This window comes from Actinomycetospora sp. (assembly GCF_036497585.1).
GTDB lineage: Bacteria > Actinomycetota > Actinomycetes > Mycobacteriales > Pseudonocardiaceae > Actinomycetospora.
The window spans coordinates 1-20531 of record NZ_DASXJD010000097.1 but is presented as its reverse complement, the minus strand read 5'-3'; the positions used below and the strand labels follow the sequence as shown (position 1 = coordinate 20531).

Annotated in this window: 17 protein-coding genes, 1 tRNA gene and 3 pseudogenes; 12 read left to right on the top strand and 9 right to left on the bottom strand. The window is 74.8% G+C overall.

Features of this window, described 5'->3' with window-relative positions; genetic code table 11:
• Window positions 1-118: 118 nt before the first annotated feature.
• Window positions 119-2197: a fatty acid desaturase gene (locus tag VGH76_RS09300; RefSeq protein WP_331556375.1), complete on the top strand. Its 2079-nt coding sequence runs from the start codon at window positions 119-121 to the stop codon at window positions 2195-2197.
• Here the strand turns inward: VGH76_RS09300 and VGH76_RS09295 are convergent.
• Entirely contained in the window at window positions 2188-2541 is a 354-nt protein-coding gene (locus VGH76_RS09295; RefSeq protein WP_331556374.1) for a DUF4180 domain-containing protein, read from the bottom strand. The two genes, VGH76_RS09300 and VGH76_RS09295, sit on opposite strands and share 10 nt — an antisense overlap.
• A 10-nt stretch (window positions 2542-2551) precedes the next feature.
• Window positions 2552-2929, bottom strand: coding sequence for a YybH family protein (locus VGH76_RS09290; RefSeq protein ID WP_331556373.1), 378 nt, complete (start codon window positions 2927-2929; stop codon window positions 2552-2554).
• Window positions 2930-3288: 359 nt separating this feature from the next.
• On the opposite strand from VGH76_RS09290, the pseudogene VGH76_RS27950 reads away from it, so the two are divergent.
• Window positions 3289-3423, top strand: a pseudogene (locus VGH76_RS27950) (site-specific integrase); the annotation flags it as partial.
• Window positions 3424-3611: 188 nt separating this feature from the next.
• Here VGH76_RS27950 and VGH76_RS09285 read toward each other — a convergent pair.
• A tRNA-Thr gene (locus VGH76_RS09285) sits at window positions 3612-3684 on the bottom strand.
• 125 nt (window positions 3685-3809) lie between these two features.
• Here VGH76_RS09285 and VGH76_RS09280 point away from each other — a divergent pair.
• Window positions 3810-5363: a threonine/serine exporter family protein gene (locus tag VGH76_RS09280; protein ID WP_331556372.1), complete on the top strand. Its 1554-nt coding sequence runs from the start codon at window positions 3810-3812 to the stop codon at window positions 5361-5363.
• A 51-nt stretch (window positions 5364-5414) separates the two neighbouring features.
• Here VGH76_RS09280 and VGH76_RS09275 read toward each other — a convergent pair whose 3' ends face one another.
• Complete coding sequence (locus tag VGH76_RS09275) at window positions 5415-6518, bottom strand: LacI family DNA-binding transcriptional regulator (RefSeq protein ID WP_331556371.1); 1104 nt, start codon at window positions 6516-6518, stop codon at window positions 5415-5417.
• Window positions 6519-6667: 149 nt separating this feature from the next.
• Between VGH76_RS09275 and VGH76_RS09270 the strand changes: the two genes are divergently transcribed.
• Genes VGH76_RS09270 through VGH76_RS09260 form a run of 3 tightly spaced genes read left to right on the top strand, consistent with a single transcriptional unit; the run spans window position 6668 to window position 9359 of the window.
• Entirely contained in the window at window positions 6668-7579 is a 912-nt protein-coding gene (locus tag VGH76_RS09270; RefSeq protein ID WP_331556370.1) for a metal ABC transporter solute-binding protein, Zn/Mn family, read from the top strand.
• A gap of 35 nt (window positions 7580-7614) precedes the next feature.
• Complete coding sequence (locus tag VGH76_RS09265) at window positions 7615-8448, top strand: metal ABC transporter ATP-binding protein (RefSeq protein ID WP_331556369.1); 834 nt, start codon at window positions 7615-7617, stop codon at window positions 8446-8448.
• Entirely contained in the window at window positions 8445-9359 is a 915-nt protein-coding gene (locus tag VGH76_RS09260) for a metal ABC transporter permease (protein WP_331556368.1), read from the top strand. The genes VGH76_RS09265 and VGH76_RS09260 overlap by 4 nt, the downstream gene beginning before the upstream one ends.
• On the opposite strand, the pseudogene VGH76_RS09255 reads toward VGH76_RS09260, so the two are convergent.
• Window positions 9329-10216, bottom strand: a pseudogene (locus VGH76_RS09255) (ATP-binding protein); the annotation flags it as partial. The gene VGH76_RS09260 and the pseudogene VGH76_RS09255 sit on opposite strands and share 31 nt — an antisense overlap.
• Before the next feature lie 77 nt (window positions 10217-10293).
• On the opposite strand from VGH76_RS09255, the gene VGH76_RS09250 reads away from it, so the two are divergent.
• Both VGH76_RS09250 and VGH76_RS09245 read left to right on the top strand, forming a co-directional pair.
• Window positions 10294-11922 carry an adenylate/guanylate cyclase domain-containing protein gene (locus tag VGH76_RS09250; protein ID WP_331556366.1) on the top strand — a complete coding sequence of 543 codons (1629 nt, stop codon included), beginning with the start codon at window positions 10294-10296 and terminating at the stop codon, window positions 11920-11922.
• Window positions 11919-12803, top strand: a complete 885-nt coding sequence (locus VGH76_RS09245) for an alpha/beta hydrolase (protein WP_331556365.1) — start codon at window positions 11919-11921, stop codon at window positions 12801-12803. The genes VGH76_RS09250 and VGH76_RS09245 overlap by 4 nt, the downstream gene beginning before the upstream one ends.
• A gap of 75 nt (window positions 12804-12878) precedes the next feature.
• On the opposite strand, the gene rlmB is transcribed toward VGH76_RS09245, so the two are convergent.
• Together rlmB and cysS are read right to left on the bottom strand one after the other, a co-directional pair.
• On the bottom strand, window positions 12879-13949 hold the full coding sequence (gene rlmB, locus VGH76_RS09240) for a 23S rRNA (guanosine(2251)-2'-O)-methyltransferase RlmB (protein WP_331556364.1): 1071 nt from the start codon (window positions 13947-13949) through the stop codon (window positions 12879-12881).
• Entirely contained in the window at window positions 13949-15376 is a 1428-nt protein-coding gene (gene cysS / locus VGH76_RS09235; protein WP_331556363.1) for a cysteine--tRNA ligase, read from the bottom strand. The genes rlmB and cysS overlap by 1 nt, the downstream gene beginning before the upstream one ends.
• 139 nt (window positions 15377-15515) lie before the next feature.
• Between cysS and VGH76_RS09230 the strand changes: the two genes are divergently transcribed.
• From VGH76_RS09230 to VGH76_RS09215, 4 genes are all read left to right on the top strand, one after another.
• Window positions 15516-16640 (top strand): NDMA-dependent alcohol dehydrogenase, encoded by a 1125-nt coding sequence (locus tag VGH76_RS09230; RefSeq protein ID WP_331556362.1) that lies wholly within the window; start codon window positions 15516-15518, stop codon window positions 16638-16640.
• A gap of 2 nt (window positions 16641-16642) precedes the next feature.
• Window positions 16643-17608, top strand: a complete 966-nt coding sequence (locus VGH76_RS09225; protein WP_331556361.1) for a MoxR family ATPase — start codon at window positions 16643-16645, stop codon at window positions 17606-17608.
• Between the two features lie 53 nt (window positions 17609-17661).
• Window positions 17662-18561, top strand: coding sequence for a vWA domain-containing protein (locus VGH76_RS09220; RefSeq protein ID WP_331556360.1), 900 nt, complete (start codon window positions 17662-17664; stop codon window positions 18559-18561).
• Window positions 18562-18644: 83 nt separating this feature from the next.
• Entirely contained in the window at window positions 18645-19553 is a 909-nt protein-coding gene (locus tag VGH76_RS09215) for an LLM class flavin-dependent oxidoreductase (protein ID WP_331556359.1), read from the top strand.
• Window position 19554: 1 nt separating this feature from the next.
• Here VGH76_RS09215 and VGH76_RS09210 read toward each other — a convergent pair whose 3' ends face one another.
• Window positions 19555-20331, bottom strand: coding sequence for an ESX secretion-associated protein EspG (locus VGH76_RS09210; protein ID WP_331556358.1), 777 nt, complete (start codon window positions 20329-20331; stop codon window positions 19555-19557).
• Between the two features lie 8 nt (window positions 20332-20339).
• Window positions 20340-20531: pseudogene (locus tag VGH76_RS09205) on the bottom strand (hypothetical protein); the annotation flags it as partial.

Sequence of the window (20531 nt, the reverse complement as noted above, 5' to 3'; positions counted from 1 at the left end):
TAGACCCGTCATGGTCCACCTCGACCGCCGCTGGCTGAAACAAAATTTGGGTCTTGTTTCTGATCGCGACTCCTGCCTACCGTTGCCTCGTCCGTCGACGACGACCGCGGGAGGACCCGTGACCGCGACCGAGCCCTGCGCCGCCCCGCCGCGCCGGGTCCTGTCCGAGGACGAGGCCGCGGCCGTCCGCCGCGGCGTCCCCGACCCCGGCGTCCCCCTGCCCGCCGTCGCGTGGCCGACCGTGGCGTTGTGGGCCGGGTCGCTGGCGGCCTGGGTGGTCGCGACCGTGCTGGCGCTGGCCGCGCTCGACGGCACCGTGAGCGGCTCGTGGCTCGTCGCGACCGTCCCGGTGCACGCCCTGGTCACGTTCACCATGTTCACGGTGCTGCACGAGGCGATCCACCACGCGGCCGGTCGGGTGCGCGGGATCAACGAGGTGCTGGGGCGGCTCTCGATGCCGTTCGTGGTGGCCTGGTCGACGTTCCCGCTCGTGCGGTTCATCCACATCGAGCACCACCGGCACACCAACGAGGACGTGCTGGTCGACCCCGACGCGTGGGTCGAGGGCGGTCCGATCTGGCAGCGCCCGCTGCGATGGCTGGCCATCGACCTCTGGTACTTCCGCTTCTACGCCCCTCGCATGCGGCAGCGCCCGCGCCGCGAGGTGGCCGGCGAACTGGCGACGCTCGCCGTCGTCGTCGGGCTGGCCGCGGCGCTCGTCGTCTCCGGCCACGGACTGGCGCTGGTGATGATCTACCTGCTGCCGCAACGGCTCGGGGTCGGCGTACTGGCCTGGTGGTTCGACTGGCTGCCCCACCACGACCTCGGCGTCACCGCCCGCACCGACCGCTTCCGCGCGACCCGCGTCCGCGTGGGCCGGGAGTGGCTGATGACGCCGGTGATGCTCTACCAGAACTACCACCTGGTCCATCACATCCACCCGACGATCCCCTTCTACCGCTACGTCCGGGCCTGGGAGAACACCCGCGACGACTACCTCTCCCGCGACGTCCCGATCGCCACCGCCTGGGGCACAGAGCTGACCCCCGCCGAGTACCGCGCCTGGCGCGGGGTGACCGACGGGATGGAGCTGCCCGCCGACGAGGTACGCCCCGGCTTCCACCGCCTGCGCGTGGCCGACGTCCGCCGGCTGACCCCGGAGGCCGTCGCCGTCACGTTCGACGTCCCCGACGAGCTCGCGGCGACGTTCGCGCACCGTCCCGGGCAGCACGTCACGGTCCGCGCCTGGCTCGACCGGGAGGACGGGGCGGGCCGCGAGGAGGTGCGCCGGACCTACTCGGTGTGCTCGGCGGCCGGGTCCGGGGTGCTGCGGATCGGGATCCGCACGGTCGACGGCGGCCGCTTCTCTTGTTGGGCGGGTGGCTCGCTGGCCGCCGGGACGTCGTTGGAGGTCACGGCGCCGTCGGGACGGTTCACGCCGTCGCCGCCGGTCGGTCTGGCGCCCGGGCGGCGACTCGTCGCGGTGGCCGCCGGGAGCGGGATCACCCCGGTGCTCTCGATCGTCGCGAGCGTGCTCGAGGCCGAGCCGTCGACGCGGGTGACGCTGCTGCTGGGTAACCGCGACGCCGCGTCGACGATGTTCGCCGACGAGCTGTCGATGCTCGTCGCCCGAGCCGAGGGGCGGCTGCGGCTGGTGCACCTGCACTCGCGGTCCTCGGTTCAGGACGAGGGTCCCGACGACGCCGCGCGCTGGGAGACCGTCGAGGCGGGCCGGCTGTCCGTGGAGCGGGTGCTGGCGCACGTGCCGCGTCCCGACGGCGTCGAGGGCTGGTTCCTGTGCGGGCCCTCGGAGCTGACGGACGCGGTCGTGGCGGGGCTGGCGGCGCGGGGCGTGCCCGACGAGCGGGTGCACCGCGAGGTGTTCACGTCGGCTGTGGTGGAGGGCCCGGTCGAGGGGACGACGGCGGCCTCGGTCAGCGTGGCGCTGGAGGGGGTCGTCTCCGAGGTCGAGTGCGGGCCCGACGAGGCCGTGCTCGACGCCGCGCTGCGGGCGGGCCTGGACGCCCCGTACTCGTGCGCCGGCGGGGCCTGCGGCACGTGCGCCGCGACCCTGCGTGCGGGCACCGTCCACATGTCCGTGTGCCACGCGCTCTCGGAGGCGGAGGTGGCCGACGGCCGCATCCTGACCTGCCAGGCCCGCCCGACGAGCGAGTCGCTGACGGTCGACTACGACTGACCCGTGAGCCGGCGGTCGAGCTCGGCCTCGTCGGCGACGAACCACAGCTCGCGCCCCTGGTTCGCCTCGCGCATCCAGTCGTCGACGGGGCCGCTGGTGGGGCCGTGGTGGTGTGGCTCGCCGACGACGACCAGAAACAGCCCGTAGTTCACGAACTTCTGGACGATCGCGCCGGCGACCCCGGTGTGCAACTCCGGGGTCAGCCGGGCAACCGGAACGCTGACGACCTCGGCGCCCGCGCCGAAGGCGTCGCCGATGACGTCGAGGGCGGCGGACTCGTCGGCGGTCGGCGCGCCTTGCGGCGGCACCGCGAACACCCGGACCCCGTGTTCGGTCTCGACCATGTCCTCGACGCTAGTGGGGCGGGCGAGGCGATTTCGGGCTCGTCGACCAGCTGGTGCCCGTGAGCTCCGTGCCCGCCGGCGGGTCGTAGCGGTCGCCGTGGCGGTGGACGACCTTCCACACACCGTCCTCCCGGCGGAACACGGTGGTGACCCGGAGGGCCGCGGACGTGGGCCGGTCGTCGTGAACCGTCGTCACCACGCTGCGCTCGATGCCGACCACGTCCCCGAGGTCGCCGCTCACCCCGGCGGCCAGGACGTCGTACTCGAAGCTGTCGCTGCCCGCGAAGGTCGAGGCCACCCACCTGCTGGCGGCCGAGACGTCGTCCCAGCCGCGTCGTGCGGGCACGGCGCCGCCGAACAAGGTGACCGGGCCGCGGTGGGACCACACCTCGTCGTACTCGGCCCGTTTGGGGAACCGATGATTGTCGGGGCGGCGCGTGGTGGTCGTCCAGGACCGCGGCCGGGTCCATGATCACCGGGACGTCATGGTTCCGGACGCGGGGCGGTCGGAACCACTGCGTCCCGGTGATCATGGTCGTTCAGCTCCCCGTGCCGCAGGCCGGGCCGGGGGCCGGCTCTACAACGGCCCGGCCAAGACCGAGGGGTCGGCGCCGACGATCCCGCTGCCGAAGGTGACCCGCCGAGTCCTGCTCGAGCACCCGCCGTCGTCAGGAAGAAGAGCGGGCCGTCGCCCGAGAGGTCTGGCAGGACCACGACCTGGTGTTCCCGACGAGCATCGGGACCCCGATGGAGCCGCGGAACCTCTCCCGCGAGTTCGCCAAGCTCCGCGAGCGCGCGGGGATGCCGGGCGTGCGACGGCACGACCTGCGCCACACCGTCGTGAGTTTGCTGCTCGACCTCGGGACCCCACCCCACGTCGTGCAGGCCATCGCCCGACATGCGGACATCGACGTGACGATGACGATCTACGCCCACACCAACCTGCGCCATGCGCCAGGCCCTCGACGCCATCGAGTGGGAGGACCTGTGAGCGCTGTTGATGCAGTCGTTGGTGCAGTGACCACCCCTGGCCACCTTCACTGCGCACCATCACCGCTGGTGGGGCGCCGAGCCGGCGCGGGGAATCGAACCCCGGACCTTTCGCTTACAAGGCGAGTGCTCTGCCGATTGAGCTACGCCGGCACCAGGCACCATCGTAGGGGGCCGTCCCGAGCCCCGGGTCGAGGCCGTGGGTGTGCGTCACACCCACGGTCGGAGCGCTCCCCGACAACGTCCCCGCGGGCAGGACGTCCCACGAGGTGATGTCGATGAGGATCCCCGGGCTGCGGCGGCACTCGCCCGACCGCGCCTCGACCGACGCCGCCGAACCCCGAGAGGAGGAGCCGCCCGTGGGGGTGGCCCAGCGCGCCCGCGGATCGATCCGCCGGCACGTCCCGATCCCGTCCGCCGAGGACCTGCGCCGCGCGGCGATCGACGCGCCGACGGTGCGCGAGAATCTGCTGCCCGCGATCCCGGGACCCCAGGTCGCCGACGAGACCCTGGTGCTGCGCGTGCTCGACCTCGCGCTGCGCATCGGCGAGGTCCAGCTCGCGACGGGCGCCGGGGCGGCCGTGGCACACGACACCATGCTCGCCGTCGCGGGGGCCTACGGCCTGCCGACGTGCGACGTCGACATCGCGTTCTCGACGATCACGATGTGCTGTCACCGCGGCGTCGAGGCCGGGCCGGTGACGACGATGCGCAACGTCCGCTACCGCACCCAGGACTACACCCGGCTCGCGACGGTGGACGCGCTCATCAAGGACATCGTCGACGCCGACGTCCCGCTCACCTCCGCGGAGGCCTTCGAGCGCCTCGCGTCGGCGGTCGAGGCCGCCCACCCCTACCCGCGCTACGTCGCCGGGCTCGCGCGCTCGGCGTTCGCATCCGCGGTCGCCGTGCTCATCGGTGGCGGCATCGGCGTCGCGCTCGTGACGTTCGTGCTGACCGCGGTGATCTGGGGCATCGCGCGGTGGTTGGGACGGCGGAACGTGCCGCTGTTCTTCCAGCAGGTGTTCGGCGCCATGGTGGTGACGACCACCGCCATCGCGCTCGCGTCCTCGGGCGCGCTCCTGGACTCCCCGGCCTTCGTCGTGGCCGCCGGGATCATCGTGCTGCTCACCGGCCTGTCGCTGGTCGGACTCGTGCAGGACGCCATCACCGGCTTCCCCCTGACGGCGGCCGGGCGCGCGGTGGAGGTGGTGCTCTCGACGGCGGGTCTGCTGGTCGGCGTCGTCGTCTCCATCAAGCTCGCGGCGGCGGTGGGGGGCCCGTCGGCGCTGTCCTATGCGCTCGTCGTCCCCAACGACCTGACCCCGCAGCCCGACGTCAAGTCGCTCGTCGCGGCGGCGGCCGCCGGGCTGTTCTTCGCGCTCTCCGCGTACGCGCCGTGGCCCTCCCTCCCGGTCGCCGGGATCGGTGGCGCAGCCGCGTGGGCCATCTACGCGATCAGCTACGACCACGGGATGGGGCAGGTGGTGGCGTCCGCGCTCGCGGCGGGCGCGCTCGGCCTCATCGCGATGGTGCTGCCACAGCGACTCGGCCTGCCGCCGCTGGTGCTCGTCGTCGCCGGGATCGCGCCACTGCTGCCCGGCCTGAGCCTCTACACCGGGTTCTCCCAGCTCGCGACGGACGGCACCGGCGTCACCGGGACGGGCAGCACGCTCGGTACGGGCAGCGTGACGATCCTGCTCGCGCTCACGGTCAGCCTCGGGCTCGCCGCCGGGGTGTCGTTCGGCGAGCAGGTCGGCTGGCCGCTGGCGAAGGCGCAGCGGCGGCGGCTGCCGGTCGCCGCACGCTCCCGGCGGCCGCGGATCTTCTAGGTGCGCTCCGCGCCTGTGAGCACTCATCCGTCCTATACGGCGGATTGGCGCTCACGTGCCGGAGGCACCTGGCGGAGGACCGCTCGTCGCCCGCACCATCAGCTCCGTCGGGAGGAGCAGCGTGCGGGAGCGCTGGCGGTCGCCGCGGTCGAGCAGCAGCTCCCCCGCGGCGCGGCCCTTGTCCAGCGAGGGCTGGCGGACCGTCGTGAGCCCCGCCCGCTCCGCGGCGGGCACGCCGTCGAAGCCGGTGACGGTGACCTGGCCGGGGACGTCGCGACCGGACGCGCGCACCGCGCGCAGCGCCCCGAGGCCGAGGATGTCGGACGTGCACATCACCGCGGTGGCGTCGGGGTGCTTCTCGAGGAGCTGCTCGACGGCGCTCGCGCCCGCCGCCTCGGTGTGGTCGAAGCGCTCGACGACGGGGACGGTCGACCAGTCCACCCCGAACTCAGCGAACCCGTCGCGCAGGCCGGCCAGACGGCGGCGCTGGACCTCGTAGCGGGCGGAGTCCTGGCGCTCGACGGAGGCGAACCCGTCGTTGCGGTCGGTGGAGAGCCGCATGCAGAGCACACCGACGCGGCGGTGTCCCAGCTCCCCGAGGTGCCGCGCGAGCGCGACCATCGCGGCCTGGTCGTCGATGCCGACCCGGTCGACGTCGGGCACGTCGGTCGGCTGGTCGCAGACCACCACCGGAACGGGGCGCTCGAGGACGGCGGCGAAGTGCTCGTCGTCGTCGGGCATCGAGTACACGACGAAGCCGTCGACCCCGGCGCGGGCGACCGCGCCGACGTCCTCGGCCTCCGGGCTCACCGGGACGAGCAGCAGCCCGGAGCCGTTGTCCTCGCACGCGAGCGCCAGGCCCTCGAGGAACTGGATGGCCACCGGGTCGCGGAAGGCGTAGGAGAGCGCCTCGGTGAGCAGCAGCCCGACGGCGCCCGCCTTGCGGGTGCGCAGGGACCGCGCCACGGGGTCGGGCCCCGGGTAGCCGAGCCGTCGTGCGGTGTCGAGCACGCGGCGGCGCAGGGCCGGGGAGAGCTGATCGGGCCGGTTGTAGGCGTTCGAGACCGTCGTCCGGGACACCCCGAGCTCGGCGGCCAGTGAGGCGAGTGTCGCGGTACGACGCGTCGCCCTGCGCCCCTCGAGTGCCTCTGCCACCTGCGCAACGTAGCGACTGTTTCGATCTAGGGCCACCGGTCGTCGCCGTTCCGCGACCCGCTCGTGTCATGGAGGCCACGCTCGCCACCGATAACGAGAACGGTTATCGTTTGCGGGTCAGCGCCCGACAGCCTCCCGGAGCCGCCACCATGACCGCCGCCCGCCGCGCCGTCGTCGCCACCGGCGCCCTGACCGCGCTCGTCCTCGTCGCGGGCTGCGGGAGCTCGACGGCCGCCGCCCCAGGCGCTCCCGGAACCCTCACCGTCGTCGCCACCACCAACGTCTGGGGCGCCGTGGCGAGCGCCGTCGCCGGGCCGGACGCCCAGGTCCGCTCGATCATCTCCGACCCCGCGGGCGACCCCCACTCCTACGAGAGCACCCCGGCCGACGCCGCCGAGATCAGCCGCGCGGATCTCGTCGTCGCCAACGGCGGCGGGTACGACACCTTCGCCGACAAGGTCACCGCCGCGGACGCCGTCGCAAAGGCGCACACCATCGAGGCGTTCGAGCTACGCCCGAACCAGGCCGACGACAACGAGCACGTGTGGTTCGACCCTGCGACGGTGAAGGCGGTCGCCGGCCAGATCGCGCAACGCCTCGGTCAGGCCGAGCCCTCGCGGGCCGCGGGACTGCAGCAGCGCGCCCAGGCGTTCGACGCCCAGGTCGACCGGATCGCCGAGCAGACCGCCGCCATCGGGCGCACGAAGCCCGGCACCCGGGTGTTCTCCACCGAGCCGATCGCGCACTACCTGCTGCGCACCGCCGGCCTGTCCGACGCCACCCCGCAGGACTTCGTCGAGGCCATCGAGAACGAGACCGACCCCTCGGCGGTCAGCCTCGTCCAGGTCTCCGACGCCCTCTCCGCCCGGCGGGTCGCCGCCCTCGTGTTCAATCCCCAGACGGAGACCCCGGTCGTGCAGGCGTTGCGCGACCGGGCGACCGGGGCGGGCGTGCCGGTCGTGGACGTCACCGAAACGCTGCCCGCCGGCGTCACCGATTACCTGGCGTGGGTCGACGGGACGCGGGCGGCGCTCGCCCGGGCCGTCGGGGCTCCGGCGTGACGACGGCGCCCACCAACGCCCCCGAGAGGACGAGCATGACCGCAGCCCGCGACTCCGCGGTCTCCCTCACCGACGCCGAGCTGCGCCGGGGTACGCGCACGCTGTGGTCCGGCCTGGACCTCGACATCGCCCCCGGTGAGTTCATCGCCGTCCTGGGCCCCAACGGCTCGGGCAAGACGACGCTGCTGCAGGTCCTGCTGGGCCTGCTGCCGCTCTCCGCGGGGGTGGTCCGCGTCCACGGCGCGCCACCCGCCCGCGGCAGCTCGGCGGTCGGCTACATCCCGCAGCAGCGCGCGCTGGACCCGCTCACCCCGCTGCGCGGGCGCGACCTCGTCGGCCTCGGGCTCGACGGCCACCGCTGGGGCCCGGGCCTGCGGGAGCGCGCCCGCCGCCGCGACCAGGTGCACGCCGCCCTGGCGCAGGTCGACGCCCTCGACTACGCCGACGCGCCCGTCGGCTCGCTCTCCGGCGGCGAGCAGCAGCGGCTGCGGGTCGCGCAGGCCCTCGTCGGGGACCCGACGCTCCTGCTCGCCGACGAACCGCTGCTCTCGCTCGATCTCGCCCGCCAGCGCGAGGTCGTCGACCTCGTCGAGCGCCGCCGCCGCGAGCACGACACCGCGGTGGTCTTCGTCACCCACGAGCTCAACCCGGTGCTGCCCGTCGTCGACCGCATCCTCTACCTCGTCGACGGCCGGTTCCGGATCGGGACGCCCGAGGAGGTCATGACCTCCGAGAACCTCTCCCAGCTCTACCGCACCGACGTCGAGGTCGTCCGGGTGCGGGGTCGCATCCTGGTCGTGGGCGCCGAGGACTCCCCGGTCCACCACCACGACGAGCCCGCCGTGCGCGAGGAGGTCGGCGCCCGGTGAGCACCACCTGGTTCCTGCTCGGCGAGGGCTTCGTCCGCCAGGCCCTGCTCGCCGGCGCCGTGCTGGCGCTGCTCGCCGGCCTGCTGGGCCCGCTGGTCGTCGGGCGCGGCATGGCGTTCGCGGTGCACGGCACCTCCGAGCTGTCCTTCGCCGGCGGCGCGGGCGCGCTGCTGCTGTTCGGGGCGGGCGCGGTCGGGTGGGGCGCGCTGGTCGGGGCGGTCGTCGTGGCCCTGGTCTTCGGCGCCCTCGGGCTCGCCGCGCACGAGCGCGACTCCGTCATCGGGGTGCTGCTCTCGTTCGGTCTCGGGCTCGGCGTGCTCTTCCAGTCCCTCTACACGGGCCGCTCGGCCAACAAGTTCGGGCTGCTGGTGGGCCAGATCGTCGGCGTCGACACCGGCGACCTGATCTCGCTGGCCGTCACCGGCGTCGTCGTCGTCGGGGTGCTCGGGCTCGCCTACCGCCCGCTGCTGTTCGCGAGCCTCGACCCGACGATGGCCGCCGCCCGCGGCGTCCCGGTGCGGGCGCTCTCGATCGCGTTCGCGGTGCTGCTGGGGGCGACGACGGCGCTCGGCGTGCAGATCGTCGGGGCGCTGCTGGTGCTCTCGCTGCTGATCACCCCCGCCGCCGCGGCCGCCCGCCTCACCGCGAGCCCGCTGCGCGCGACGGTGCTCGCGGTGGTGTTCGCCGAGGTCGCCGTCCTGGGCGGGATCGTGCTGTCGCTGGCCCCCGGGCTGCCGATCAGCCCGTTCGTGGCCGGGATCGCGTTCGCGATCTACGTGATCTGCCGCGTCGCCGGCTCGCTGCGCACCAGGCGCCGCGCCAGTCGGATGCGCGTCCCGGCGTCGTCGACCGCCACGTCGACGTCGTCGCAGAGCGCCCTGGCGAGCCAGAGCCCCCTCCCGCGGTCCTGATCGAGCGGGGGCGGGACCACCCCGGGGAAGGCGTCGCGGATCCGACCCGCGTCGGCGACCAGGCACACCGCCTCGCCGTCGGCGACCCAGGACCAGAGCAGCCCGTGGCCGCCGCCGTGCTCCACGGCGTTCGTCGCGACCTCGCTGGTCGCGTAGACGAGGTCCTCCCCCGCCTGGGCCTCCAGCCCGCTGGTCGCGACGGCGGCCGTGAGCTCGCGGCGCAGCCCGGCGAGGTGCTCGGCGTCGAACGCCCACCGCCGGGCGCCCTGCGGGGCGGGGGCGACGGTCGCGCCCGGCAGGCCGCGCACGACCTCGCACGGGTCGCGGTGGGCGGCGTTGGGGACCGCGTGGTCGAGCTCGGCGACCCCGGTCAGCTCCGGGTGGGTGGCGCGGTAGGCCGGGGGCATGTCGTCGGTCCGGCCGTTGCCGTTCGTGGCCGCCCGCACCGCGGCGCGGTAGGCGCACAGCAGCGTCACCGGCAGGTCGCGCAGCGCCTCGTCCAGCGCGGCCTCGAGGCGCAGCCAGTAGGCGTCGGCGAGCCCGAGCTGGGGCTGGTGCTGGGTGACGACGAAGGAGTGTTCCCCGGCCCGCGCCGCGGCGGCCACCGACGTCGCGATGCGGGAGGCGAGCTGGAAGGCGTCGGAGCGGGCGGGTCGCGTCGGGTCGAGGAACCGCACCCGCTCGAGGAGCGCGGCGGACAGCCCGTCCCGGACGACGTCGGCGGTCGGGGCGCCCAGCGCGACGGTGACGGGGCCGCCGCCGGCCGCGGCCCTGGTCAGCTGCGGGAGCAGTGCCGCGCCGAGCACTTCGGGGTCGTCATAGGAGACCCCGCGATGCACCAGACCGGGCGCCGCCATGCCCGCATGGTAGCGATCACGTTCCCGGACCCGGTGACGATCGGCCCCGGCGCCCGGCCCGGCGCTAGGGTCCGACCATGACGCGCCGCGAGCGCTCGGCTCCCGACCCGTCCGAGGCACCCTCCCGCAACCGGGACGTCGCCGGGCTCGGGCTGGTCACGAAGGCGTTCCTGGCGCTGGTGGTCGTGCTGCCGAACCTCGTCGGCGCCGGGGTCGTCCTGGTCCTCGCCGCGTGGGTCCTGCCGACCGAGACGCTCGACGCCGACCCCGGCGCCCTCCACCGCAACCTGGTCGTCTTCGGCCCCTACCTGGCGGTCGCGGTCGTCGTCGGGGCGGTGTGGGGGCACCAGCGCATGCGGGTGCCGGCGCTGCCCGCGGGGGCCGGCGACACGGACCGCGAGCGGGTCTTCCGGCGGCTGCGACGGGTCGTGCTGCGCGGGCCGCTGCGGCTCGCGCTCGTCCAGACCGTGCTCTGGGCGATCGCGGCGGTCCTGTTCGTGCTGCTCAACGTCTCGTCGTCGTGGCGGCTGGGGTTCCAGGTGGGCGCCACGGTGGTGCTCGGCGGGGTCGTCGTCGTCTCGATCACCTACCGGTTGGTCGAAGTGGTGCTGCGCCCGGTGGTGCGCCGGGTGCTCGCGGTGCGCCCGCCCGCGGGGAACGTCCTGCCGGGGGTGCTCATGCGCACCGTGGGCGGCTGGCTGTTCGGGACGGCGGCGCCGCTGGCGGGGGTGCTCCTCGCGGCGGGCGCGGCGATCGCGTTCGGCGGCTACTCGGTGGAGCGGCTGGCGGTCGTGGTGCTGGTGCTCGGCGCAGTGGCGCTGGTGTTCGGCGGTGCGGTGATCACGTTGACGGCGATGTCGACGGCCGCCCCGGTGCTCGCGGTGCGCCGGGCGCTGCGGCGGGTGGAGTCCGGCGACTACGACGTCGACGTCCCCGTCTTCGACACCACCGAGCTCGGCCTCCTGCAGGCCGGCTTCAACACCATGGTCGACGGGCTGCGCGAGCGGGAGCGGGTGCGTGACCTGTTCGGCCGCCAGGTCGGCGAGGACGTCGCCCGCAACGCGATGGAGAACGAGCTGGAGCTCGGCGGGGAGGTCCGCGAGGTCGCGGTGCTCTTCGTCGACCTCGTCGGGTCGACGACACTCGCCGCGACCCGCCCGCCGACCGAGGTCGTCGAGCTGCTCAACGAGTTCTTCGCGGTGGTGATCGACGTGGTCGAGCACCACGGCGGGTGGATCAACAAGTTCGAGGGCGACGCGGCGCTGGCGGTGTTCGGGGTCCCGACGGGGCTGCGCGACGCGGCGGGGTCGGCGCTCGCGGCCGGGCGGGTGCTCGCCGGCCGGCTGAGGAACGAGGTGTTCGACGCGTCCGGGCAGGAGGTGCGGGCGGGCATCGGGATCTCGGCGGGCGAGGCGGTCGCGGGCAACATCGGCGACCGCCGCCGCTACGAGTACACCGTCATCGGCGACCCGGTGAACGAGGCGGCACGGCTCTGCGACGTCGCCAAGGAGATCGAGGGCGGGGTGGCGGCGTCGGGGGCGGCGCTGTCGCGGGCGTCGGCCGACGAGGCGGAGCGGTGGACGACGACGGGGTCGCGGCAGCTGCGGGGGCGGACGGCCGAGACCGAGGTGGCGGTGCCACACGTGAACGATTTTGGTCGCCTGGACGACCACATCCGTTCACATGAGCCGGAGGCTCTCCGATGACCGAGTTGCCCGACCCGTTCGAGTACCGCCACATCGACGCCGACGGCACGACGATCCACGCCGCCGTCGGGGGCTCCGGCGACCCGGTACTGCTGCTGCACGGCTACCCGCAGACCCACCTCATGTGGCGCCACGTCGCCCGCGAGCTCGCGCGCGACCACACCGTCGTCGTCCCGGACCTGCGCGGCTATGGGGCGAGCGACAAGCCCACCCCCGACGAGGACAACGTGCGCTACTCCAAGCGCGCCATGGCCGCCGATCAGGTCGCCGTCATGCGGGCACTCGGGTTCGACCGGTTCGCGCTCGTCGGGCACGACCGCGGCGCCCGGGTCTCCCACCGCCTGACCCTCGACCACCCCGAGGCCGTCTCCCGGCTCGCCGTCCTCGACATCGTCCCGACGCGGCACGTCCTGACCCACGTCGACCTGCAACTGGCCCGCGGCTACTTCCACTGGTTCTTCCTCGCCACGGGCGGGGACGTCCCGGAGACGCTGCTCGCGGGCGCCCCCGAGTTCTGGATCCGGACGATGGTCGAGCGGCTGCTCGCGCCCGGGTCGGTGATCGAGCCCGAGGTCATGGACCACTACGTCGCTGCCTTCGCCGACCCGGCCTGCATCGCCGGCTCGACCGCCGATTACAAGGCGGGCGCCACCACCGACCTCGCCGACGACGAGGCCTCCCACGACGCGGGCGCCCGGGTCACCTGCCCGGTGCTGGTGCTGTGGGGCGACCGCTCGTTCGTCGGGAAGGCCTACGAGCCCCTGGACGTCTGGCGGGAGTACGCGGACGACGTCCGCGGGACGGCGCTGCCCGTGGGCCACTTCCTGCCCGAGGAGGCCCCGGAGCAGGTGCTGGCCGAGCTCCGGAGCTTTCTCGGCTGACGCCGAATGTGCCTGTGTTTCCGTGTCCAGACACGACTGGCAACACAGCACGCCGATAGGACACGCACGAGGGCGTCAGCCCGACCGGCGCCGCCGCGCGACCTCCGCCAGCGCCACCCCGGCGGCCACCGACGCGTTGAGCGACTCCACGTCGCCGGCCATCGGGATCGCCACCGTAGCCGTGCAGGTCTCGCGCACCAGCCGCGAGAGCCCCTTGCCCTCCGACCCGACGACGAGCACGAGCGGCCCCTGCGCGGCGTCCGGCCCGGCGACGGTGTCGAGGTCGTCGATCGTCGTGGCCACGTCGCCGTCGAGACCGACCGTGACGAACCCGTCGTCGTTCCAGGCGCCCAGCGTGCGCGAGAGGTTCGTCGCCCGCCCGATCGGCATCCGCGCCGCCGCCCCGGCCGAGGTCCGCCAGGCCACCGGCGTCACGCCCACCGAGCGACGCAGGGGCAGCAGCACGCCGTGCGCCCCGAACGCCGCCGCCGAGCGCACCACGGCCCCGAGGTTGCGCGGGTCGGTCACGCCGTCGAGCGCGACCAGCAGCGGCTCGACGCGTGCCAGGTGCGCCGCCTGCCGGGCCTGTTCGAGGAGGTCGTCCGGGTGCAGGTACTCGTACCCGGGCACCGAGAGCGCAAGGCCCTGGTGCACGGCGCCGTCGGCGAGCCGGTCGACGTCGGCCCGGGGCACCTCGAGCACCGAGATGCGCTGGTCGCCGGCCGCGCGCAGCGCCTCGCGCACGCGGTCGTCGACGTCGATGCCCTGCGCGACGTGCAGCGCCGTCGCCGGGATGTGCGCCCGCAGGCTCTCCACCACCGGGTTGCGCCCGACGACGACCTGCGGGCCGTCCGGCGCGTCCCGCGTCGACGACCGACCCCGGCCTCCGCCGTCACCGGAACCGGACCGGGAGCCGCCACCGGAACCGCCGGAGGACGGACCCCGCCGGGGCGCCGCCGGGCCCTGCCCGCTCTTCCCGGTCGAGCCGCCGCCGCGGTAGGCCTTGTGGTTCGGACGGTTCTCGGCGGGCGGGGTCGGGCCCTTGCCCTCGAGCCCCTTCGCGCGCTTGCCGCCGGACCCCTTGGTGGGGCCCTTCTTCGAACCGGGGTTGCGTCGTGCTCCGGGGCGGCGGGAATTGCCGGCCATCAGCTCTCGTCGTCCTTCAGGGTCCAGATCGGACCGTCGGGGGTGTCCTCGATCCCGACGCCGGCCGCGGTCAGCTGGTCGCGGATGGCGTCGGCCCGGGCGAAGTCCTTCTCACGGCGGGCGGCCGCACGCTGTCCCAGCAGGTCCCCGACGAGCGCGCCGAGCGCGGAGCGGGCGTGGTCACCACCGCCGGTCGCGTCGGCGGCGCCGGAGGCCCAGTGCGGGTCGAGCGGGTCGAGCCCGAGCACCCCGGTCATCTCCCGCACCGCCGCGGCCGCGGCGAGGGCGGCCTTGCGGTCGCCGTCGTCGAGCGCGGTGTTGCCCGCGCGGACCTGCTCGTGCACGACGGCGAGGGCGGACGGCGTCCCGAGGTCGTCGTCCATGGCCGCGGCGAACGCCCGCAGCGCGTCGGGCTCGGCGGTCGCGTCGACCGACCCGATCCGCTCGTACACGCGGCGCACGAACATCTCGATCCGCCGGTAGGCGGCCGACGCCTCGGCCAGCGCGCCCTCGGAGTACTCGACGGTGGAGCGGTAGTGCGGCGCGACGAGGTAGTAGCGCAGCTCCACCGCCCGGACCCGGCCGAGCACCGAGGGGATCGTCAGGGTGTTGCCCAGCGACTTCGACATCTTCGCCCCGGCCATCGTCACCCAGGCGTTGTGCATCCAGTAGCGCGCGAACCCGTCGCCCGCGGCGTGGGACTGCGCCTGCTCGTTCTCGTGGTGCGGGAACACCAGGTCGAGCCCGCCGCCGTGGATGTCGAACGTCGGCCCGAGGTAGTGGGTGGCCATGGCCGAGCACTCGAGGTGCCAGCCGGGGCGCCCGCGTCCCCACGGTGTCGGCCAGCTGGGCTCGCCGGGCTTGGCGGCCTTCCAGAGCGTGAAGTCGCGCGGGTCGTGCTTGCCGCGCGACGGGGCCTCGCCCTGCTCCACCTCGTCGGGCCGCTGCCCGGAGAGCGAGCCGTAGTCCGGCCAGGTCCCGACGGCGAAGTAGACGTCGCCCGACCCGTTGTCGCAGGGGTAGGCGTGCCCCGCGTCGATCAACCGGGAGATCAGCTCGACCATCTCGGTGACGTGACCGGTGGCCCGGGGCTCCACCGACGGCGGCAGGCAGCCCAGTGCGTCGAAGGCGGCCGTGAACTCCCGCTCGTGGGTCGCGGCCCACTCCCACCACGGCCGGCCCGCCTCGGCGGCCTTCGAGAGGATCTTGTCGTCGATGTCGGTGACGTTGCGGACCAGCGTGACGTCGAGCCCGCCGTGGGCGAGCCAGCGGCGGAGCACGTCGAAGTCGACGCTCGAACGGACGTGACCGACGTGCGGGACCCCCTGCACCGTCGCCCCACACACGTACAGCGACGCCCGGCCCTCGTGCTGCGGGTGGAACTCCCGCAGCGCGCGTGCAGCGGTGTCGTACAGGTGCAGGCTCACCACGCGGATCCTACGGACGCGCGCGACCTCCTCCCGCGACCGGGCCCTTCCCCCGCTGACCCCTGGCTCACGCGTGATCGACACCATAGGGTGCAGGCCAGAACGTTCTACAGCGTCGTTGCGTGAGGAGTGATCTGCGTTGTCCATCACCTGCCGCACGTCCCTGGTGCGGTCAGCACCGGGCAAGTACGAGACGGCGACCATCCAGGTCGACGATCCCCGGCAGGACGAGATCCGCGTCAAGATGGTCGCCTCGGGTCTCTGCCACTCCGACGACCACATCGCCACGGGCGACATCCCGGTCGGTACCTACCCGTTCGCCGGCGGCCACGAGGGCGGCGGGATCGTCGAGTCCGTCGGCCCCAACACCAAGGGCTTCGAGGTCGGCGACAAGGTCCTCTTCTCCTTCCTGCCCGCCTGCGGCAAGTGCCGCTGGTGCGCCACCGGCCACTCGAACCTCTGCGACCTCGGCGCGGGCCTGCTCGCCGGCACCCGCTGGGACGACCCGTCGACCCGCCTCCAGCTCGAGGACGGCACCCCGGTCGGCCAGATGTGCGGCATCTCCACCTTCAGCGAGTACACGACCGTGGCCGTCGACTCCGCGATCAAGGTGCCGCAGGAGACCAACCTCGAGGTGACCTGCCTGCTCGGCTGCTCGGTGGGCACCGGCTGGGGTTCGGCGGTCAACACGGGCGAGGTCCAGCCCGGCGACACCGTGATCATCCAGGGCATCGGCGGCATCGGCGCCAACGCGGTGCAGGGCGCGGTGCACGCGGGCGCCGCCAACGTGATCGCCGTCGACCCGGTGGCGTTCAAGCGGGAGAAGGCCCAGGAGCTCGGCGCCACCCATGCGGTGGAGTCGATCGAGGAGGCCACCGAGATCGCGAAGGGCTTCACCAACGGCCAGGGGGCCGACGTCTCGATCGTCACGATCGGCGTCACCAAGCCCGAGCACGTCGGCAACGCCTTCGCGTCGATCCGCAAGCAGGGCACCGTCATCGTCACCGGGCTCGGCGACATCACCGAGGTCGGCGTGCCGATCCCGATCGGCGAGCTGACGCTGTTCGAGAAGAAGCTCAAGGGCTCGCTGTTCGGGTCGTCGAACCCGCGCGCCGACATCCCGAAGATGCTCGACCTCTACAACAACGGGCACCTGAAGCTGGACGAGCTCGTCACCAAGCGCTACTCGCTCGACGAGGTCCCCCAGGGCTACGAGGACATGCACGCGGGCAAGAACATCCGGGGCGTGCTGATCTTCGACTGACGGTGACCGCACTGCACAACGGCCTGCTGCCCCGGGCCGGCGTCCTGCCGGCCCGTGGCATGCTCGACGCGGCCCGGGCCGCCGTCGTCGGGCGCCGCACCGAGTCCGAGGTCCTCGCCGCGGCGCTCGCCTCCGGGCGCAGCGTCCTGCTCGAGGGCCCGCCCGGCACCGGCAAGACCACCCTGCTGCGCGCCCTCGCTGACGGCGCCGGTGTCGGGTTCGAGCTGGTCGAGGGCAACGCCGAGCTGTCCCCGACCCGGCTGGTCGGCCACCACGACCCGTCGCGGGTGCTCACCGAGGACTACCGACCCGAGAACTTCGTGCCGGGGCCGTTGGTCCGCGCCCTGCAGAGCGGGTCGCTGCTCTACGTCGAGGAGCTCAACCGGGTCCCCGAGGAGACGCTCAACGTCCTGCTCGGGGTGCTCTCCGAGCGGCGGCTGCACGTGCCGCGCCTCGGCGTCGTCGACGCGGCCCCCACGTTCCGGCTGGTCGCGGCGATGAACCCCTCCGACGGCGTCGGCACCGGCCGCATCACCCCCGCCCTCTACGACCGCTCCTGCCGGGTCGCCTTCGACCACCAGAGCGCCGACGAGGAGCTGGCGATCGTCGCGCGCGGCTCCTCGGAGGAGCCGGACGAGGCGTTCACGCGGCGGGCCGTCGAGGCGGTGCGCGCCACGCGCTCGCACCCGGACCTGCGGCTGGGCTCCTCGGTGCGCGGCGCGCTCGACCTCGTGGCGCTGGCCTCGTCGCTGGCCTCGCTGCGGGGCGAGCGACGGCCCTCGGAGGACACCGGGGCGGACGCGGCGCGGGCGGCGCTCACCGGGCGGGTCGCGTTGGTGGAGGGCTCACCGCGCACGGTCGAGGAGGTCGTCTCGGCGATCTGGGCGGCGACGGCGCCGGGTCCCGACGACGAAGCTGCCTCCGGTGAGTCGGGGTCGCGCGAGGCGGACGCCGCGGGAAAAGCCTGACCCCGGGGCGGTCACCCGGGGCGCCGCCGCGGGTCGTCTCCGATCCCCGCGAGGTGGAGGAACTGCTCCGTGACCAGTCGCGACGCACCACCACCCGCGCCGAGCTGGAGCGTCGTCACGGCGACGGCCTCGCCCAGGTCAGCCCGACCGTGGGTGTGCTCGACGAGGCCGCGGTGGAGTCCCAGGCCGTCGAGGACCCGGACGCGGCGGTCGACCTGCTCGCCGACCTCGCCCGGGCCACCGACCCGGGCCTGCGCGCGGCGGCCCGGCGGTTGGCGGCGAAGCTGGTGGTGCGCCCGCCACGGGTCGGCCGGGAGGAGCAGCGGGGGACCAGGCGGCTGGCCACGGTCGACCGGGAGGGCCCGGATCTCGACCTCGACGCGACCCTCGAGAACTCACCGCGACCCTCGGAGGGCGACCTGCGCTGGCGCGGGTGGCGGTCCTCGACCCGCGCGACGGTGCTGCTCGTCGACGCGTCCGGCTCGGTGGCGGGGCGGCCGCTGGCGACGGCGGTGACGACGGCGGGCGCGCTGGCCGCGGGGCTGCGTCCGGGCGACGAGCTCGGCGTGGTGGCGTTCTGGTCGCGGGCGGTGGTGCTGCGGGCGCGGTCGTCGCCGGGCCCGGCGTCGGCGGTGCTGGACGCGCTGTTCGACCTGCGGGGCGGCTCCACCACCGACCTCGCCCTCGGGCTGCGCACCGCCCTGGCCCAGCTGCGCGACGCCCGGGCCGCGCAGCGCGAGGTCGTCGTGCTCACCGACGGGGCGTGGAACGAGGGCGAGGACCCGGTCCCGGTCGCCGCGCGGGCCGGGGTGCGGGTGTCGGTGCTGCGCACGGTGGAATCGGCGGAGGCGATCACGGCGTGCGACAGGCTCTCCGGGGCCGGGGGTGGGCGGCACGCCCCGCTGCTGCGCCCCTCGGACGCCCCGGCCGCGGTGGCGGCGGTGCTCCGCTGAGCGGCTCCAGGAGCGAGCGGCACTCTCGTACACAGAGAAGCAGCGAGAGTGTCGCTCGCTCGTCGCGGTGGGAGGGTCGCGGGGTGCCCGTCGATCTCGGTCTGACCCTGCCCCAGTTCGGCCCCGGCGCGGGGGACGCCGCCCGGATCGGCCGGTTCGCCGCCGACGCCGAGGCGGCCGGCGCGGCCTCGTTGTGGGTGGGCGACCGACTGCTCGCCGCGCGCGACCCGCAGATCGGGTACGGCGGCACCGACACGATCCCCGTCGAGTTCCGCCGCGCGCTCGACCCGTTCGCGCTGCTCGCGGCGGCCGCGGTCACCACGACGACGGCGAGGCTCGGGGCCAGCGTGCTCGTCGCGCCGCTCTACGCCCCCGCGCTCCTGGCGCGCTCGCTCGCGACGATCGCCGCGCTCTCCGACGGCCGCCTGCTCGCCGGGCTCGGCATCGGGTGGTCGCCCGAGGAGTACGCCGCCGCCGGTGTCGGATTCGACCACCGCGGCGCCCGGCTCGACGAGCTCCTCGACACCCTCGACATCCTGTGGGCCGGCCACGGCGAGGGGCTCGACGGTCGGTTCTGGACGACGCCCGCGTGCTGGGTCGAGACGCCCACCCCCCGCCCGCCGCTCTACGCCGCGGCGTTCTCCGAGAAGGCGCTGCGCCGCGTCGGGCGCCGTTGCGACGGATGGCTGCCGGTCGCCCGGCTCACCGAGCACGCGGTCGAGGCGGCGGGCAAGGCGGTCGAGGGACTCCGCGTGATGCGCGTGACGATCGACGACGCCGCGCGTGCCGCCGGCCGCGACCCCGCCGCGATCGCCACCGAGCTCCGGGTGAACCTCACCGGGGACGTCGACCGCGGCGAGCTCGCCGAGGCGGTCGCGCTGCTCGTCGCGCGGACCGGCTTCGAGCGCGTCTTCCTGGACCCGATGTACCGCGACGACACCGTCGACGCCCGGCTGGCCACCTTCACCCACGTCCGCGACGCCCTCGCCTGACCTACCCGCCGACCCGGCGCGCCAGCTCGCGGGCCAGCTCGGCCCGGTCGGTCGGCACCACCCGCGCCGTTCCGGCCGCGACCTCGACGACCATCCGCCCGGCCGGCGCGTCCACCACCGTCACCGGCCCCACCCGACGTCGCCCGTGCCGGTGGACCGCGGCCCCGATCTGCATCTGGCGGTGCGGCGGCTCCGCCCGCAGCGCCGCGAGCCGGTGGGCGATCGCGGGCGCGAGGTCGTGCAGCGGACGGTCCCCGAACAACGCCGCGGCCGGCACCGTCATCGCGACCCCGGGCAGCGGGGGCTCGTCGGGGAGGCGGGCGAGGGCTCCCGCGGCCAGGAGCCCGACGAGCGCGCCGGGCGTGGCGGCCCCGGCGGCGCGCGACGCCAGGTCGAGCACGAGACCCCGACGGTCCGCGTCCGGCTCGGCGACCACGGCGAGCTGCCCGGACACCGCCGCGTGGCAGTGCCGGGGCACGGCCGACGGGCCCTCCCAGCAGCGCAGGTCGACGTCGACCTCGGGGCGGGCGAGCACCGCCAGCGCATCGGCCAGGTCCCCGACCGGGACGGGCGGGGTGCCCGGCGGCCCGGTGCGTGCCAGTCCGCGGGTGTGCAGCGCGGCGAGGGCGGCGCGGTCGGCGGCGTCGCGGGCGGAGAGCGTGGCGCCGTGGTCGGGGACCTCGAGCAGCGGCGGGCGGTCCCCGAGGCGCAGGTGACGCCACGCGGCGAGGAAGGCGTCGCGATCGAGGCGGAGCCGGCGGGCGGGTGCCTCCGGCACGGGGGCCGTCACTCGCCGATGACCGGCGGGGCCACGCGGGGCAGCTCGCCCGCGATGGCGTCGGGGTCGTCCTCGTGCAGGTAGCCCGCGCGCGGGAGCCGCTGCTCCCCGGACCCGCCGCCCCCGAACCCGCCGAGCGGCGCGAAGGGCAGCGCACCACGCTCGCCGGTCGCGGCGGTGGCGGCGCGCCCTCCGAGGGC

Excerpts from the sequence above, each read along its gene's own strand:
- VGH76_RS09245 (WP_331556365.1), top strand. The coding sequence starts at position 11,919 with ATGACCGAGTTGCCCGACCCGTTCGAGTACCGCCACATCGACGCCGAC.
- VGH76_RS09270 (WP_331556370.1), top strand. The coding sequence starts at position 6,668 with ATGACCGCCGCCCGCCGCGCCGTCGTCGCCACCGGCGCCCTGACCGCG.
- rlmB (WP_331556364.1), bottom strand. The coding sequence starts at position 13,949 with ATGGCCGGCAATTCCCGCCGCCCCGGAGCACGACGCAACCCCGGTTCG.
- VGH76_RS09295 (WP_331556374.1), bottom strand. The coding sequence starts at position 2,541 with ATGGTCGAGACCGAACACGGGGTCCGGGTGTTCGCGGTGCCGCCGCAA.
- VGH76_RS09280 (WP_331556372.1), top strand. The coding sequence starts at position 3,810 with ATGAGGATCCCCGGGCTGCGGCGGCACTCGCCCGACCGCGCCTCGACC.
- VGH76_RS09250 (WP_331556366.1), top strand. The coding sequence starts at position 10,294 with ATGACGCGCCGCGAGCGCTCGGCTCCCGACCCGTCCGAGGCACCCTCC.
- VGH76_RS09265 (WP_331556369.1), top strand. The coding sequence starts at position 7,615 with ATGACCGCAGCCCGCGACTCCGCGGTCTCCCTCACCGACGCCGAGCTG.